The sequence below is a fragment of the Aquimarina macrocephali genome (assembly GCF_051627225.1).
Taxonomy (GTDB): domain Bacteria; phylum Bacteroidota; class Bacteroidia; order Flavobacteriales; family Flavobacteriaceae; genus Aquimarina; species Aquimarina macrocephali.
In genome coordinates, this window is sequence record NZ_CP151795.1 from 536300 (window position 1) to 553254 (window position 16955).

15 protein-coding genes are annotated in these 16955 nt (G+C 33.2%); 8 read left to right on the forward strand and 7 right to left on the reverse strand.

What is annotated here, in order from left to right; genetic code table 11:
* Positions 1 to 10 precede the first annotated feature (10 nt).
* From folP to AAFU52_RS02355, 3 genes are all read left to right on the forward strand, one after another.
* On the forward strand, positions 11 to 835 hold the full coding sequence (folP, locus tag AAFU52_RS02345) for a dihydropteroate synthase (RefSeq protein WP_024770834.1): 825 nt from the start codon (positions 11 to 13) through the stop codon (positions 833 to 835).
* 113 nt (positions 836 to 948) lie between these two features.
* Positions 949 to 1725, forward strand: a complete 777-nt coding sequence (locus AAFU52_RS02350; RefSeq protein ID WP_024770835.1) for a diadenylate cyclase — start codon at positions 949 to 951, stop codon at positions 1723 to 1725.
* Positions 1725 to 2507, forward strand: coding sequence for a DUF3667 domain-containing protein (locus tag AAFU52_RS02355; RefSeq protein WP_438425142.1), 783 nt, complete (start codon positions 1725 to 1727; stop codon positions 2505 to 2507). Before AAFU52_RS02350 ends, AAFU52_RS02355 begins: the two co-directional genes overlap by 1 nt.
* Before the next feature lie 14 nt (positions 2508 to 2521).
* On the opposite strand, the gene AAFU52_RS02360 is transcribed toward AAFU52_RS02355, so the two are convergent.
* Together AAFU52_RS02360 and truA are read right to left on the reverse strand one after the other, a co-directional pair.
* Positions 2522 to 4285: an ABC transporter ATP-binding protein gene (locus AAFU52_RS02360; RefSeq protein WP_024770837.1), complete on the reverse strand. Its 1764-nt coding sequence runs from the start codon at positions 4283 to 4285 to the stop codon at positions 2522 to 2524.
* Positions 4286 to 4290: 5 nt separating this feature from the next.
* Complete coding sequence (gene truA / locus AAFU52_RS02365) at positions 4291 to 5034, reverse strand: tRNA pseudouridine(38-40) synthase TruA (protein ID WP_438425146.1); 744 nt, start codon at positions 5032 to 5034, stop codon at positions 4291 to 4293.
* A gap of 181 nt (positions 5035 to 5215) precedes the next feature.
* On the opposite strand from truA, the gene AAFU52_RS02370 reads away from it, so the two are divergent.
* Positions 5216 to 5710, forward strand: coding sequence for a metallophosphoesterase family protein (locus AAFU52_RS02370; RefSeq protein WP_438425149.1), 495 nt, complete (start codon positions 5216 to 5218; stop codon positions 5708 to 5710).
* 57 nt (positions 5711 to 5767) lie between these two features.
* Here AAFU52_RS02370 and AAFU52_RS02375 read toward each other — a convergent pair whose 3' ends face one another.
* Entirely contained in the window at positions 5768 to 6178 is a 411-nt protein-coding gene (locus AAFU52_RS02375) for a DUF4293 domain-containing protein (RefSeq protein WP_438425151.1), read from the reverse strand.
* A 201-nt stretch (positions 6179 to 6379) separates the two neighbouring features.
* On the opposite strand from AAFU52_RS02375, the gene rho reads away from it, so the two are divergent.
* From rho to AAFU52_RS02390, 3 genes are all read left to right on the forward strand, one after another.
* On the forward strand, positions 6380 to 8032 hold the full coding sequence (rho, locus tag AAFU52_RS02380; RefSeq protein ID WP_024770841.1) for a transcription termination factor Rho: 1653 nt from the start codon (positions 6380 to 6382) through the stop codon (positions 8030 to 8032).
* A 142-nt stretch (positions 8033 to 8174) separates the two neighbouring features.
* Positions 8175 to 8846 (forward strand): peptide-methionine (S)-S-oxide reductase MsrA, encoded by a 672-nt coding sequence (gene msrA, locus AAFU52_RS02385; protein ID WP_438425153.1) that lies wholly within the window; start codon positions 8175 to 8177, stop codon positions 8844 to 8846.
* A 607-nt stretch (positions 8847 to 9453) separates the two neighbouring features.
* Positions 9454 to 10608, forward strand: coding sequence for an SH3 domain-containing protein (locus AAFU52_RS02390; protein WP_438425155.1), 1155 nt, complete (start codon positions 9454 to 9456; stop codon positions 10606 to 10608).
* A 371-nt stretch (positions 10609 to 10979) separates the two neighbouring features.
* On the opposite strand, the gene AAFU52_RS02395 is transcribed toward AAFU52_RS02390, so the two are convergent.
* The 4 genes from AAFU52_RS02395 to argS form a co-directional block, all read right to left on the reverse strand.
* A complete protein-coding gene (locus AAFU52_RS02395) occupies positions 10980 to 11864 on the reverse strand; it encodes a bifunctional 5,10-methylenetetrahydrofolate dehydrogenase/5,10-methenyltetrahydrofolate cyclohydrolase (protein WP_024770844.1) in 885 nt (294 codons plus the stop codon).
* A gap of 37 nt (positions 11865 to 11901) precedes the next feature.
* A complete protein-coding gene (gene ffh, locus AAFU52_RS02400) occupies positions 11902 to 13230 on the reverse strand; it encodes a signal recognition particle protein (RefSeq protein ID WP_024770845.1) in 1329 nt (442 codons plus the stop codon).
* 338 nt (positions 13231 to 13568) lie between these two features.
* Positions 13569 to 14036, reverse strand: coding sequence for a GNAT family N-acetyltransferase (locus tag AAFU52_RS02405; RefSeq protein ID WP_084050375.1), 468 nt, complete (start codon positions 14034 to 14036; stop codon positions 13569 to 13571).
* Positions 14037 to 14185: 149 nt separating this feature from the next.
* Entirely contained in the window at positions 14186 to 15964 is a 1779-nt protein-coding gene (gene argS / locus AAFU52_RS02410; RefSeq protein ID WP_438425160.1) for an arginine--tRNA ligase, read from the reverse strand.
* A gap of 344 nt (positions 15965 to 16308) precedes the next feature.
* On the opposite strand from argS, the gene AAFU52_RS02415 reads away from it, so the two are divergent.
* On the forward strand, positions 16309 to 16953 hold the full coding sequence (locus AAFU52_RS02415; protein WP_024770848.1) for a chromophore lyase CpcT/CpeT: 645 nt from the start codon (positions 16309 to 16311) through the stop codon (positions 16951 to 16953).
* The last annotated feature ends 2 nt before the right edge of the window (positions 16954 to 16955 follow it).

Genomic DNA, 16955 nt, shown 5'->3' on the forward strand with positions numbered 1-16955 from the left:
AATCTCAAAAATGACAATCAACTGTAAAGGCACATTAATCGATATATCTGCGCCAAAAGTAATGGGTATCCTTAACCTTACTCCTGATTCTTTTTATGATGGAGGAAAATATAAAAATGAAAACGAGATATTAAAATATACCGAGCAAATGCTCATTGAAGGTGCAACTTTTATTGATTTAGGTGCTTACTCCTCAAGACCAGAAGCAGATCATATTGCCGTTGAAGAAGAAGAAAAAAGAATCCTGCCCATAGTGTCATTATTGGTTAATGAATTTCCTGAAATCCTGTTATCTATTGATACATTTAGAAGTGAAGTTGCAAAACTATGTATTGAAGCTGGAGCCGCATTAATTAATGATATCTCTGCCGGAAATTTAGATAAAAATATGATCTCAACGGTAGGTAAATTGAGAGTTCCATACATTATGATGCACATGAAAGGAACTCCGCAAACCATGAAATCATTAAATCATTATGATAACCTAATTCATGAAATGAACATTTATTTTGCAGAAAAAATTGCAGAAGCTAGAAAACATGGTGTAAGTGATATTATCATTGATCCTGGATTTGGGTTTGCTAAAGATATACATCAGAATTTCGATCTTTTAAAAAGCCTAAAACTCTTAGAGGCACATAATTTGCCTATACTGGTTGGGGTCTCTCGAAAATCAATGATATACAAAACATTAAATAGCACTCCGCAAGAAGCATTAAATGGCACTACATCCCTTAATACTATAGCCTTGCTTAATGGAGCCTCTATTTTAAGAGTACATGATGTTAAAGAAGCTGTAGAATGTATTCATCTGGTAGATGCTTATTCTAATTAGAGAAACTATCCACAAATGAATTTGACTCATCATTATTTTGAATACACTCTTTTATACAGCTTTTCAAAACAAGGTTTCACTAATTTTTCTATTTTTACAAAAACACCAGACATTTGGATTTAATAAACCTAAGAATATTAGATATACTTGATATTGTACTTGTTGCCTTCTTATTGTACTATATCTATAAGTTAGTTAAAGGTACTGCAGCTATCAATATTTTTATAGGAATAGTTATGATTTATCTGGTATGGAAACTCACACAATTCCTTGCCATGGAAATGTTAAGTAGCGTTCTGGGTGAATTTATTGGTGTCGGAATGTTTGCTTTAATTGTAGTTTTTCAGCAAGAAATACGAAAATTCCTTTTAATGATTGGTTCTACTAATTTTGGAAGAAGACGTAAATTTCTAAGGCAATTAAAATTTATCAGAGATGCACCCGAAGACAGTGTTACCAATATTACTGCTATCGTAACTGCCTGTAGCGAAATGGCAAAAACTCATACCGGGGCACTTATTATTATTAAAAGAAGTACATCTTTGGACTTTGTTAAAACCTCTGGAGATGCTATGGATGTCCTTGTAAATACTCCTATAATCGAAAGTATTTTTTATAAAAACAGCCCTCTTCATGATGGGGCTATGATCATAGAAGATAATAGTATAGTAGCGACACGAGTCATCCTACCAGTTACCAACGATAATAATATGCCTTTACGTTTTGGACTAAGGCATCGTGCAGCTGTAGGTATTAGTGAAAAAACAGATGCTTTAGCTCTTGTAGTAAGTGAGGAAACTGGTAAATTATCATATATCAAAAATGGGGAATTTGTGATATTTAAAACAGAAGAAGAATTAATAGAAAAAATAAAAAGGGATTTAGTTTAATGAATAATTTAATTAGTATTACCAATTGCAAAAATTGTGGACAACAAATTGAAACTCATAATTTTTGCCCTGATTGCGGTGCAAAAAAGATTACAAAACGAATTACTTTTAAAAATCTGGTTTTAGAATTTGTTGATCGTTTCCTCAATCTGGACAATTCATTCATCAAAACATTTATTCATTTATTCACAAAACCTGAAGAAGTAATTGATGGTTATATTCATGGACTTAGAAAACGCTATGTAAATGCTTTTGGATATTTTGCCATTACAATAACAATCACAGGAATCTACGCTTTTTTGGTAAAAGATAGGCTAAAGGAAATTATGTCGTTTGGTGATTTTTCTGAACAACAAGCTGAAATGCAAAGTTCAATTTTTGACACTACTTTTCAGTATCAGTCTATATTAAGTTTTTTAATGATTCCGCTACTAGCTTTATTATCACGGTTAGTTTTTTTGAATTATAAAAAATATAATCTAACAGAGCATTTTGTAATCTATCTATACGCCTACTCCCATATTGTGGGAACCATGACATTAATTTTACTCCCATTAACATTTATGGTAGATAACTTTATGTTTGTAGGTATGGTGCAATTTCCAGTATACATTTTTTACATGGCTTATGTTTTAAAGAGACTTTATCAAATTAGCTTGAAGAAAATCCTGATCAAAACACTACTGTTTCTTATCTATGGTGGAATACTGTATATGATTACAGGATTAGTAGTCTTTATAATAATGATTCTATCAGGAGCAATAGAAATCCCTACCAAGTAAAAGCAACAAATTGTTTATTCGATCACATTAGCGAATTGTACCTCGTATAATTTTCTATAATACCCCTTTTCTATTTGAAGTAATTCATTATGGTTACCTTGTTCTACGATCTTACCTTGATCCATTACAATAATTTTATCTGCCTTTTTAATAGTTGCCAATCGATGAGCAATAACAATAGAAGTTCTTCCTTTGGTAATCTTGTTTGTTGCGTTCTGAATTAGTTGTTCACTATGCGAATCTATCGATGATGTAGCTTCATCTAATACCAAAATACCTGGATTAGTAACATAGGCTCTTAAAAAAGAAATAAGTTGTCGTTGTCCCGAAGAAAGCATAGCTCCTCTTTCTTTTACATTATAGTTATACCCATCCGGAAGACTCATGATAAAATCATGAATTCCTATCTCTTTTGCAGCTTGATATACCTGTTCCTCCAAAATGTCTCCATTATTCAAAGTGATATTATTAAAAATAGTATCTGCAAACAAAAACACATCTTGAAGCACCACTGCAATATGGTTTCGTAATGATTTTAACTCAATAGTTTTAATATCGATATCATCAATAGAAATTACTCCGCTATCTATTTCATAAAACCTGCTAAGTAAATTAATAATTGTAGATTTCCCTGCTCCTGTCGCTCCTACTATTGCTACTGTCTCACCTACTTCAACATTAAAAGAGATTCCTTTTAATACTTCTTCGTTTTCTACATAACTAAATCGTACATCATCAAATGTAATCTTACCTCTTATCTTTTCTAATAACTCCTCTCCATTATTCTCAATTTTAGAATCTGTATCCAGAATAGCAAACACACGATTAGCTGCCACCATTCCCATTTGCAGTGTATTGAATTTATCTGCTATCTGTCGCAATGGTCTAAACAAGATTTGAGAGAGTTGAATAAATGCGATAACCAACCCTAGGGTGATCTCATCTCCTTGTGCAGCTTTAAGTCCTCCGAACCAAACTATTAACCCTATAGTTACAGAACTAGACATCTCTGCAATAGGAAAAAATATAGAGTTATACCAAACTGTTTTTACCCAACCTTTCTTATGCTTCTCGTTAATTTCTTTAAAATTGGAGTATTCGGTTTCCTCTCTTGTAAATAATTGAACAATCTTCATTCCGGTAATTCGTTCCTGCACAAATGAATTAAGATTAGAGACTTGCGTTCTCACTTCCTCAAAAGCCACTTTCATTTTCTTTTGAAAAATTCTTGTTGCATAGACAACCAAGGGCAATACAACAAATACCAGTAATGCAAGTTGCCAGCTCTGATACAACATATAGCATAAGATTGCTAGCATTTTTAACAGATCACTCATAATCATAAACAATCCCTGACTAAAAATACTGGCTATAGTTTCGATATCACTTACAGCTCTGGTAACCAATCTACCGACTGCAGACCGATCATAATATTGTTTTTTAAAGCCAAGCATATGCTCAAACAACTTAACCCTAATATCCCGAATTACTTCTTGCCCCAACCAGTTAGCAAAATAGATAAATAAGAATTGGGTGATCACATCCAGGAACAAAACTCCCAGCATCAGACAAATGAAATAAATCAATAGTTCTCCATCCTGAGGAATAATAGTTCTATCTATTGTTTCTCTAAGCAAATAAGGGTTAACAATTGACAAAACAGCCAATATAATAGCTGAAAAACCAACAAAATAAAAAGTCAGCCGGTAAGGATTAGTATATGTAATCAACCGTCTGAAAAGTTTAAAATCAAAAGCTTTACCACTCTTTTCTGCCATCTATATTATATATATATATCATTAGGATATTCTACAGCTGTTAAGTAAAGCCCATGAGCAGGAACCGAATATCCGGCCTGACCACGGTCTTCACTTTTAATAATAGCTATTAAATCCTCATTATTTAATTTATGTTCTCCAATCTCGATAAGTGTTCCCACAATTGCTCTCACCATATTCCTAAGAAAACGATTGGCCGAAATCTTAAAAACTAATTGATTACCATGATTCTCCCAAGTAGCATTTGTGATTGTACAATTATACGTTTTTACATCGGTTTTGGACTTACTAAAGCATTTAAAATTAGTATAGTTTAACAGTAATTTAGCAGCTTCATTCATCAAATCTACATCCAATGGTTTTTTTAAATAATAAGATTTATGAATACTAAAAGGGTCTTTTATTAAGGTAATATGGTACTCATATGACCTACTTACTGCACCAAACCTCGCATGGGCATTTTCTTGCACATGATGTATATTCTGGATTGCAATTTCTGCTGGTAAAATTGCATTAAGTTTATATTTGAATTGATCTGGATCTAATATATCCTCGCATTCAAAATGAGCCATAATTTGTTTCGCATGAACGCCTGCATCTGTTCTTCCTGCTCCAACTACATCTATTTTATTTCTTAAAATAGTAGATAATGAATCCTCAAGAACTTCCTGTACAGAAATTGCATTAGGCTGCCGTTGCCATCCATGATATGGAGTTCCGTTATATGAAAGTTCTAAAAAATATTTCATTCTACTCGTATCTATTATTTTTAATACCGTTTCTTTACTTAGATTCTGTAGCTTATTTCAAAAGCAATATTCTATTTTTGTATAAAAACTAAGCGCAAATATACTTTATAAAACAGAGATAGAAGTTATGGTATACTTCCTGTTTTTCTATCGTGCGATAACTCAATTTTATTATTCAACTTTGAAAAAAATACTTTTACTTAGCGACACCCATAGTTATATTGATTCCCGCATATTGCATTATGTTAATGAAGCCGACGAAATTTGGCATGCCGGAGATATCGGGAACCTTAAAGTTACCGATACTATTGAAGCTTTAAAACCTCTTAGAGCGGTATATGGAAATATTGATGACGATAAAGCTCGGGCCACTTACCCTTTACACCAAAGATTTGATTGCGAAGGAGTTTCTGTATGGATCACTCACATAGGAGGATATCCTCCTAAATACAATATTAACACCAGAGATGAGATCAAATCAAACCCTCCTCAACTATTTATCTGTGGCCATTCGCATATTCTAAAAGTAATACCCGATAAAAAAAACGGAGTGTTACATATGAATCCCGGAGCTGCAGGCAAACATGGATTTCACAAAGTTAGAACAATGCTTAGGTTCACGGTAGATTCTGGTAATATCGAAAACCTAGAAGTGATTGAATTAGGAAAAAAATAAAACCCGGAGTTGGCATACTCCGGGTCTTAACGCACTAATACTACTAAGATTTTAGGTTTATCGTAATCGATCTACAGATTTTACAAGATTCTCATCCTTCTTAATGGCCTTATTGGCCATTACTAATAAAACGATAGAAATAACAGGAATGATCATCCCAATACCTTTCTCTGAAACCTGAGTCCCTCCAGATACCGTTAGTGACCAATAAACAAATACTCCTAGTAAAATAAAGTTTAATAAGATATTGATACGCCCCAATACAAATTGAAGCTTTCTATTTTTAAATAAAAAAATCGAAATCAGAGACAAAGTCGCTGATCCCAAAAACATTCCTAAAAGAAATAATTCTCCCTTAGCATAAAGCTCTACACCATTAGCATCTATCCCATATGGTAAATACATACAAAGCCCTCCAGAAACTGCAGCAGCTAATAAAAGGTATATGGTTTGAATTCGTTGTAACATTAATTTTTTTCCTTAGAGAAAAGCAAAAATAAGAGTTTCTTTTTATAAATATGTGTAAAAAATAAAAATAAAGTCGTATACTTGCAGCACAAAACCTGTAACCTTCTCAACTAAGGTTACTTACCTTCGAAAATAAAATTTTCCTAGATTTCTTCTTTAGAAAATTTATACCTAAAACGTAAAATTATATAACAAATATAAATGTTAGAGATTTCCGAATTAAAAGCAAAAAAGCTTCCTGAATTGCAAGAAATTGCAAAAAACCTTAATGTACCAAAGTTTCGTACCTTAAAAAAATTAGATTTAGTATACCAAATACTAGATTATCAAGCCACAAACCCTAACAAGGTAAAGCAAGTGGTAGCTGAGGATGCTTCAGAAAAAACAGATTCTGAAAAACCCAAATCCAATGTTCGTCAAAGAAGACCTCGTGCTCGCAAACCAGACGGACCTACAAATCCTGCCAAAAAAGACAACAAAGACAATAAAGCTCCTCAAGAACAGAAAAGCGAAGTGACCAAACCACTTCCTTCAGAGGAAACTGTTTCTAAAGAGAAAGAAAGCAGCGATAAAAAAAATAAACCTCACCAAAATAGAGACGATAAAAAGGACAATCGAAACAGAGGTAATGATAAGCCTCAACAAAATAAGTCTCGAAATAATAATCCTAACAACTCTAACAAAAAAGAGAACGGAAATCGCGACAACAGAAATCGGTATAAAGAACCAGATTTTGAGTTTGACGCTATAATCGAAAGTGAAGGTGTATTGGATATTATGCAAGATGGATATGGATTTTTAAGATCTAGTGATTATAACTATCTTTCTTCTCCAGATGACATCTATGTATCACAATCACAAATCAGACTTTTTGGGCTTAAAACAGGTGACACAGTATTAGGACAAGTAAGACCCCCTAAAGAAGGCGAAAAATACTTCCCTCTTATTAAGGTAAATAAAATTAATGGTCTTGACCCACAAGTAGTTCGTGATAGAGTTTCTTTTGAACATTTGACTCCTTTATTTCCGCAAGAAAAATTCAATATTGCAGAAAGACAAAGCACAATTTCTACCAGGATAATGGATTTATTTGCTCCTATCGGAAAAGGACAACGTGGTATGATAGTATCACAACCTAAAACTGGTAAGACAATGCTACTTAAGGATGTTGCCAATGCGATTGCCGCTAATCATCCTGAAGTATACCAAATGATTCTTCTTATAGATGAAAGACCTGAAGAAGTTACCGACATGCAACGTAATGTAAAAGGAGAAGTAATTGCTTCTACTTTTGACAAAGAAGCTAACGAACATGTAAAAGTAGCTAACATCGTACTGGAAAAAGCAAAAAGATTGGTCGAATGTGGTCATGATGTAGTAATCCTATTAGACTCAATCACAAGACTAGCCAGAGCATACAACACTGTTCAACCAGCTAGTGGAAAAATATTAAGTGGTGGTGTAGATGCAAATGCTTTACACAAACCAAAACGTTTCTTTGGTGCTGCGCGTAACATAGAAAATGGAGGTTCATTAACTATTATTGCAACAGCATTAACAGAAACAGGCTCTAAAATGGATGAGGTAATCTTTGAAGAATTCAAAGGAACTGGTAATATGGAACTACAATTAGATCGTAAAATCTCTAACCGTAGAATTTTCCCTGCTATCGATCTTACATCCTCAAGTACTCGTCGAGATGATATTCTACTAGACGAAACAACTATCCAAAGAATGTGGGTAATGCGAAAATATCTTGCAGACATGAATCCTGTAGAAGCAATGGAGTTCATTAATGAACGCTTTAAGCAAACAAGAAATAATGATGAGTTCCTTATTTCTATGAACGGATAACAATACATTTATAATAAATAACTAAGGCGGCTATCAAATTGATAAGCCGCCTTTGCTTTATCATTTTATTTTCATCATTTTTAATAAATTAACTGAAAGTTTTCTGAGAAGAAATTGACCAAGTATTAAAACCTAAATTATTATGAAAAATATATTATATATAATATGGAGTGCCGTTTTATTATTTTCAAGTTGCCAGAGCAATAGTCAATCTGCTAAAAACAAAAAAGAAGTAACACAAAATGAAAACATCACTCCCGTGAGAGTTGAACCTGTAGACGGTTTAGAAAGAGCTTATTTTGCAAGTGGATGTTTTTGGTGTGTAGAAGCTGTTTATGAAAGCGTAAAAGGTGTTAAAGAATCTATCTCTGGTTACTCAGGAGGTCATACTACAAACCCAACATACCAATCCAGCAATACAGGACGAACAGGGCACGCAGAAGCGGTAGAGATTATCTATGACCCAAAAACTGTTTCTTTCTCGACTTTGGTAGACGTATATTTTGGATCACAAAACCCAACACAGGTTAACGGACAAGGCCCAGATCATGGTTCTCAATACAGATCAATTATCTTTTATCAAAATGAAGAACAGAAAAAAATAGTCGACGACAAAAAAGAAGTATTGGGTAAAAAACTAAACAGAAGAATAGCAGCAGAAGTTTTACCATTTCAAAAATTCTGGAAAGGAGAAGCTTATCATCAGGATTATGAAAAAAGAAATCCAGGTAATCCCTACATACGCAATATATCTGTTCCCAGATTAAAAAGATTTCAAGCAAAGTTCCCTGACCTTATTAAAGAGAAACATTAGAGTTTGCTCACATTTTAATTTAAGGATCGGATTTAAACGTTATTACCAGAGCCCACAGACCGCGTGTTAAACCTATGTTAAAACAAATATAGTCGTTGCCCCCATCAAATCAAGCCTTTTTCACTTTTACATACATCTTTAATACATGACTTACAAAACCGACAATGCTATTGAAGAATTATAATTAAATCGGTTGTATTGACAAAAAAAATCGTTGAAAAACACAAAACGATGAAAATAAATTGTTATTTTTATTGAAATAAAATGAAAACAAGTTGTGTTTTTCATATTAAAACATTACTTTTGAGTCTGATTTAATGGTTTTCTTTTCAGTATTTTAATCGAAAGTATTGAAGTTTTGCTAGAGCAAAAACACTTTAAATTATTGAAAAACAGATCATTACAGATTAGATTGTTCTTTAAAAAATTGTAATTCTTTTATTGTTCATTAGAACGTTTTAAAAGAAGAAATTAGAGCTAAAATATTTTTGGCATCTTTTTTGAAGATCGATTTTTGACGGTAAATTATGTTTTTTTATAAATTTTTAATTAAAGAAATAGTAATATTAAATTTGAATTATAACCCAATCTACTTAAAACAAGCGATATGAAGTCTATTTTTACATTTATTCTGCTTTTGGTGATTACTTTCTCGTCTGCTCATGCTCAGGATGGGCAATACTTAATGTCTTCTAATAAATTAGAAGTTCGAAGTGGTCCAGGTCTACAATTTAATACCATCGCCGAGGTTCCTCAAGGAACTCAGGTGTATGTAATGAGCTCTAATTATGGAGAGTGGAGTGCAATACAGTTCAAGAAAATGAACGGTTTTGTACTTAGTAGCCTATTAACCGAGGATAGCCGAATTGCAGATGCAGAAAAAGCTGCTCAAGAGGCAGCAGCAAAAAGAGAAGCAGCAAAACAAGCTGCAGCACAAGCGATTGCACAGGCAGAAGCTGCCAAGAAAGCTGCAGAAGAAGCAGCAAGAAGAGCGATTGCTAATGCAGAACGTCTAAAAAGAGAAGCAGAAGCAACGGCTGCAAAAGCTATTGCCGATGCAGAAGCAGCAAAACGATCAAAAGACGTTGCTGCACAAAGAGCTCTTGCAGATACAGAAGAAACAAGAAGAGCGGTAGAAGAAGCTAACAAAAGAGCTGCAAGAGGTTCGAATGTAGCCTCTAATCCTATCGAATCTACAACACCATCTTATGGTTCTAGCTCAAATACGAGTTCTCCTAAAGCTGCTTCTATAGAAGTATCTAGAGAGGATAAATACTCTAGCTGGGAGAAAAAGACTTATAAGTCTGGTGCTACTCCAAAATCATTTAACTTTAAAGGTAAGTTTGACTACAAACTAGATAACTACCTTAAAATTAAAGTAGGAAAAAATACAGAGGTAGTTGTTAAGATGTACAAAATGGGTAAAACCAAAGCTGATGATCAGTTAGTACGTGTAACCTTTATCAACTCTAACGCTACTCAGTTTATCAGAAACGTTCCCGAAGGAGAGTACTATCTTAAAATTGCTTACGGTAAGCAGTGGGCAGAAACTACTAAGAATGGTAAGAAATATGGAACTTTTACTAAGAATGCACTATATGAAAAAAGTGAGCAAATCTTAGATTTTAATACAGTTAAAACATCTAAAGGTATTAACGTTCCTTCTTATAACTTAGCATTAGACCTTCTTCCTAGTGGAGGTGGATATAGTACTGGTAGCAAAGATAATATCTCTGCAGATCAGTTTAATGTTGACGAATAGGAATAAAAATACAATATACATTTTATAATCACCAAAATATAAATGTAACATATAATAAACGCCAGGACTTTTTGAGTTCTGGCGTTTGTATATAAGCACAGTAAGGATTTTTTAGAAGGAAATCCTTTTACATAACTAAAAAGCCTGTATATACGATCGTATATACAGGCTTTTTAGTTATTAGTTATGATATTCCTTAGATTCTAAGAATACAGATGATTAAAAGCTCCCAAATCAAGGATTTCAAACATAATGCAGAAAAATTAAATCCACGTTAGCTCTTTTTAACAAAGACTCTAAGTATTGACACACCTTTACTGTTGTAAAAAAACTTAGACTGATTTACTCTATTAAACCTAAACAGCCGATACCTATTTATTACTACGGTGTCTTTCTCTTGCTAATAATGTATTTTTAAGCAACATCGCTATTGTCATTGGTCCTACTCCTCCTGGTACAGGAGTAATAAAAGACGCTTTTTTGCTTACATTTTCAAAATCCACATCCCCAACAATCCTATATCCCTTTGGGTTAGACTCATCAGAAACTCTTGTAATCCCAACATCAATAACAACCGCATTTTCTTTCACCATCTCTGCCTTTAAAAAATTCGGAACTCCCAATGCAGAAATAACAATATCTGCCTGAGCAATGATTTGTTCAATATTTTTGGTATGACTATGGGTTAATGTAACTGTAGAATTACCAGGAGAACCTTTTCTTCCCATTAAAATACTTATGGGCCTACCCACAATATGACTTCTACCAATTACCACAGTATGTTTTCCTTTGGTCTCTACATTGTAGCGCTCTAATAATTCTAAAATACCAAATGGTGTAGCAGAAATAAAAGCTGGCATCTCTAGTGCCATTTTCCCAAAATTCATAGGATGAAAACCATCTACATCCTTATCAGGGTGTACTGCTAAAAGTATTTTTTGTTCATCAATTTGGGAAGGTAGTGGCAATTGCACTATAAAGCCATCGATATCATCATCTTCATTAAGCTCTTTGATCTTTGCCAACAATTCTGTTTCACTGGTAGTATCAGGCATTTTAACCAAAGTAGACTCAAAACCTATTCGTTCACACGCTCTAACTTTGCTACCCACATAGGTTAAACTTGCACCATCATTACCTACCAAAACTGCTGCAAGATGTGGTACTTTCTCACCACGTTCTTTCATTTTCTGGACCTCAACAGCTATTTCATCTTTAATATCGTTACTTACCTTTTTTCCATCTAATATTTCCATTTGCCTAAATTACCAGTTATTTCCAAAAAAATTATAATTATTTCATTTTACCCATCATCTGCATCATTCGTTTTCCACCGCCACCTTGCATCATCTTCATCATCTTACTCATCTGATCAAATTGTTTTAACAATTGATTCACCTGCTGTATGGATGTTCCCGAACCTTTACCAATACGTTTCTTTCTGCTAGAATTTATGATTTGCGGTTTTGATCGTTCTTCTGGCGTCATAGAATGTATAATAGCTTCAATATGTCTAAACGCATCATCATCGATATCCATGTTTTTCATCATTTTTCCTGCTCCTGGTATCATTCCGATCAAATCCTTCATATTACCCATTTTCTTAATCTGCTGAATTTGTTTTAGGAAATCATCAAATCCAAACTGATTTTTGGCAATTTTCTTTTGTAGTTTTCTCGCCTCTTCTTCATCAAACTGTTCTTGAGCACGCTCTACCAGAGATACAACATCTCCCATTCCCAAAATACGATCTGCCATACGAGAAGGATAGAACACATCAATAGCTTCCATTTTCTCTCCTGTACCAATAAATTTAATAGGTTTATTGACAACCGATTTTATAGATATTGCCGCTCCACCTCGAGTATCACCATCCAGTTTGGTTAAGATTACTCCATCAAAATTAAGCACATCATTAAAGGCTTTTGCAGTATTAACCGCATCCTGTCCTGTCATAGAATCAACAACAAATAAGGTTTCATTAGGAGTAACGGCTTTATGGATATTTGCAATCTCTGTCATCATCACTTCATCAACTGCCAGACGCCCTGCGGTATCAATAATAACCACATTAAATCCATTTGCCTTTGCATGTGCCACACCAGCTTTAGCGATGGCAACCGGGTCATTGTTACCTCTATCACTAAAAACTTCTACATCAATCTGTTCTCCAACTACATGTAACTGATCAATCGCTGCAGGTCTATATACATCACAAGCAACAAGAAGTGGTTTTTGAGTTTTTTTGGTTGCAAGAAAATTAGCCAGTTTCCCCGAAAAAGTAGTTTTACCAGAACCTTGTAATCCCGACATCAAAATAACCGATGGTTTACCAGATAAATCAATATCCACAACATCACCACCCATCAATTCTGTCAATTCATCCTTGACAAGTTTTACCATCAACTGCCCAGGCTTAAGGCTTTTCAAAACATTTTGACCTAATGCTTTTTCTTTTACGGTTGCAGTAAATTCTTTGGCAATTTTATAATTTACATCGGCATCAACTAATGCTCTTCGTACTTCTTTAAGTGTCTCTGCAACATTTACTTCTGTTATCTGCCCGTGACCTTTTAGAATATGTAAAGCCTTATCTAGCTTATCACTTAAATTATCAAACATATATTTTCTCGTATTTTGAAAACACTACCTTTATCGATAGATCGGTGCAAATTTAAGGATTTGAAGTGTATAAATAAAGGATGGAATTATAGAATTACAGAATCAATACCAAACAATATAGCAACGCATGCATTTTTTTTACCAAAAACAAGATCTGCATAAGGTTTTGCGTTTTATTTTACTATAAAAAACTGAAGACCATTTATATATCTAAATCATGAATCTATTTTTCAAAATTCTTTCAAAATAAAAGTATTCTTCCAAAATTATTCATAGAAAATGTGTTCTAAATGAAGTAGAACTAGAATTTACATCCGATTTGATTTTTGATATTAGTCTTAGAGATGTTTTACTCCACTATAGCTTATTATTTCTTCTCCCCCAACTACTTTTGAAGCATTTTTTATAATTTCAAAGCCATTTTTCTGAAAAAACGAACGGGTTAACATATTAACCTGTGTAGTTAATGTCTTTATATTTGTTTTTTGTGCTATCTCTTCAATAGTGTGATATAATTCACTAGCAATTCCTCGTCCATGATAATTCATATGAACAAATATATACTCAATATTTCCTTTTGAATCCATAGAAAAAGAACCTACGATTTCACCATTTAACTTAGCATTATAGATAAAGTCTTTATTAAATTTCTTTTGCCAGTATACTTTGTTTATGGCCAATCGAGAGTAAATTTTGATTTCAGATTTTGTAAATACCATAGAACCATAAGTAATAACCGTCTGATAAAACAAATGTTGCATCAACGGTAAATCTTGGTCAGTTGCTCTTGATATTTGACACTTCATAATACTAAAATAAAAAAACAGATGATTTAATTTAGCATTTTACTATTGATTTTTACTACATATTTAGACAAAAGGAATAAAAAATCGATATTCTTCTCCTTTTTATTCAAAAAATATCGATCCTAAAGGTTTTACACCTATATCAAAAACTACATTCGTTTAGGCACGCTAATCCCCAAAAGTTTAAATGCCGATTTAATAGTGTTACCTACCAGACTAGAAATCTGAACTCTAAATGCTTTTTCCTGATCTGTATCTGCTCCAAATATAGATACATTCTGAAAAAACGAATTATAACTCTTTACCAGATCATAGGTATAATTACTAATTATAGCTGGACTAAGTTCATTCGCAGCATTTTGAATAACTTCTGGATAAAGCTCTAATTGTTTAATGAGCTCTTTTTCCTTTTCATGTAATGCTATATCGACAATCGGGCTATTGTAATCAAAGTCTGCTTTGCGTAGAATTGCTTGAATACGTGCATAGGTATATTGTATAAATGGGCCTGTATTTCCTTGAAAATCTACTGATTCTTCAGGATTAAAAAGAATGCGTTTTTTGGGATCTACTTTCAAAATAAAATATTTTAATGCCCCAAGTCCAATAGTACGGTAAATTTCTGTTTTCTCATCTTCGGTATAACCATCTAACTTACCCAAATCTTTAGAAATCTCACCAGCAGTTACTACCATTTGATTAATTAAATCATCAGCATCTACTACGGTTCCTTCTCTACTTTTCATTTTACCACTAGGCAAATCAACCATACCATAACTTAGATGGTGTAAATATTGTGCCCAATCATATCCTAATTTCTTCAAAATTAAAAATAGCACTTTGAAATGATAATCCTGCTCATTCGCTACAGTATAAATCATCCCTCCTATATCTGGATTATCCTTAACCCGTTGTATGGCTGTTCCGATATCCTGAGTCATATACACTGCAGTACCATCACTACGTAGTACTATTTTTTCATCAAGACCTTCATCGGTAAGATCACACCATACCGACCCATCTTCTTTTTTAAAAAATACACCCTTAGCTAACCCTTCTTCGATATTATCTTTACCAAGGAGGTATGTACTACTTTCATAATAATAACTATCAAAATCTACTCCCAAAGTTTTATACGTCTGGTCGAAACCTTCATACACCCAACCATTCATCATTTCCCAAAGCTTCACCACTTCTTCATCTCCTGCTTCCCATTTACGAAGCATTTCCTGGGCTTCTACTATAACTGAAGCTTCTTTTTTTGCGTCCTCTTCTGTTTTACCATCCGCAACTAACTGTGCAATTTGACCCTTATAGACTTGATCAAATTTTACATAATAATTTCCAACTAATTTATCTCCTTTTAACCCAGTAGATTCTGGTGTTTTTCCTTCACCATATTTCTGCCAGGCTAACATAGACTTACAGATATGTATGCCTCGGTCATTAATAATTTGGGTCTTAAGCACTCTTTTACCACTAGCTTTAATAATCTCTGCTACAGCATACCCCAAAAGGTTGTTTCTTACATGACCTAAGTGCAAAGGTTTATTTGAATTAGGTGAGGAATACTCTACCATAATCGCTTTATCTCCTTCTGAAGGGGTAACAAAACCATAATGCTCAATATTTCTGATTTCTGTAAAAAAATTAAGGTAATATGAATCCGAAATTACTAAATTCAGAAACCCTTTAACCACATTATAAGCGTCAATTTCTTCTACATTCTCTATCAAATATTTACCTATAGATTCTCCTATCTGCACAGGATTTCCTTTTACTACACGAAGCATAGGAAATACCACTACGGTAACATCTCCCTCAAACTCTTTTCGGGTGGCTTGTAATTCTACAGATTCCAGATCAGCACTATACAATTGTCGTATCGCATCTTTTACTTTTTCTGAAATGGTTTGTTGTAAACTCATCTTCTTAAAAAATTAAGCTGTAAAGATAATAGAAATTACACAGCGATACTACGTGTTTTCACATCATTTCATTATATTGTACATAAAAAAACACTAGTCAACAACTCGTACAAAAACCCCCTGAGTTAAATTAGAAAACATATCTAGAAATCATCCTTCCTTTTGTATCAGCATAGGTAGATTGATTATTTATGACACAAATGATATCTATTTATTATTTTGCATTTGAGGTTTCGATCTGCAAGATTGTATAGTTAAATCAAATTTACTAGGACAAAACGCTAAGTTTTATCGATAAATTGCATTTTTTTTCGTATTTTTTATATATTTATTAAAACAATCATATGAGGCAACTATTACTAATTATTTTTCTATCAACATTACTTTCATCCTGTAATTCTAATCCTGTAAAAGATCTTGAATTACACAATTTGGTAGCTTTATTAATTGGTGAATTTTCTAATAAAGAACAAGCTGAAAATGATTCTAGCTTTGCCCATCTTAACTTAATTAATATTAGAATCTGGAAAGACAAACCTGGGTATTGGATATATTCTGAAGTATCAGATGCAAAAGGAGATCATTACGTATACAATCAGACTATATTAAACTATGAGAGATTAGATTCCTCGACTATTAAAAGCACAAGTTATAAAATCATTAGTGTAAAAGATCATACTACAGATCTAGACAATCCTGAATTTTCTAGCAAACCTTCGCCCGAACTCTTCGATAGATTAACTTTGGATAGCCTGAAAATGAAAACCGGATGCCAAGTATATTTCAAGAAAAAGACTTCAACAATATATTCTGGTAAAACAGGTAAAGGATCTTGCAATAACAATATTGATTATATTGATTATATCATGAGCACCTATGTGGTTAGTAAAAGCAAAATATCTATATGGACTAAAGGATATAACAACAGTGGAAAACAAGTATGGGGTAAAATCAAAGGACCTTATAAATACAAAAGAATCAGCAATTAAAG

What these genes read in the sequence shown, in the direction of transcription:
- folP (WP_024770834.1), top strand. Translation starts at nt 11, where the DNA reads ATGACAATCAACTGTAAAGGCACATTAATCGATATATCTGCGCCAAAA.
- AAFU52_RS02355 (WP_438425142.1), top strand. Translation starts at nt 1,725, where the DNA reads ATGAATAATTTAATTAGTATTACCAATTGCAAAAATTGTGGACAACAA.
- AAFU52_RS02360 (WP_024770837.1), bottom strand. Translation starts at nt 4,285, where the DNA reads ATGGCAGAAAAGAGTGGTAAAGCTTTTGATTTTAAACTTTTCAGACGG.
- truA (WP_438425146.1), bottom strand. Translation starts at nt 5,034, where the DNA reads ATGAAATATTTTTTAGAACTTTCATATAACGGAACTCCATATCATGGA.
- AAFU52_RS02375 (WP_438425151.1), bottom strand. Translation starts at nt 6,178, where the DNA reads ATGTTACAACGAATTCAAACCATATACCTTTTATTAGCTGCTGCAGTT.
- rho (WP_024770841.1), top strand. Translation starts at nt 6,380, where the DNA reads ATGTTAGAGATTTCCGAATTAAAAGCAAAAAAGCTTCCTGAATTGCAA.
- msrA (WP_438425153.1), top strand. Translation starts at nt 8,175, where the DNA reads ATGAAAAATATATTATATATAATATGGAGTGCCGTTTTATTATTTTCA.
- AAFU52_RS02390 (WP_438425155.1), top strand. Translation starts at nt 9,454, where the DNA reads ATGAAGTCTATTTTTACATTTATTCTGCTTTTGGTGATTACTTTCTCG.
- AAFU52_RS02395 (WP_024770844.1), bottom strand. Translation starts at nt 11,864, where the DNA reads ATGGAAATATTAGATGGAAAAAAGGTAAGTAACGATATTAAAGATGAA.
- ffh (WP_024770845.1), bottom strand. Translation starts at nt 13,230, where the DNA reads ATGTTTGATAATTTAAGTGATAAGCTAGATAAGGCTTTACATATTCTA.
- AAFU52_RS02405 (WP_084050375.1), bottom strand. Translation starts at nt 14,036, where the DNA reads ATGAAGTGTCAAATATCAAGAGCAACTGACCAAGATTTACCGTTGATG.
- argS (WP_438425160.1), bottom strand. Translation starts at nt 15,964, where the DNA reads ATGAGTTTACAACAAACCATTTCAGAAAAAGTAAAAGATGCGATACGA.
- AAFU52_RS02415 (WP_024770848.1), top strand. Translation starts at nt 16,309, where the DNA reads ATGAGGCAACTATTACTAATTATTTTTCTATCAACATTACTTTCATCC.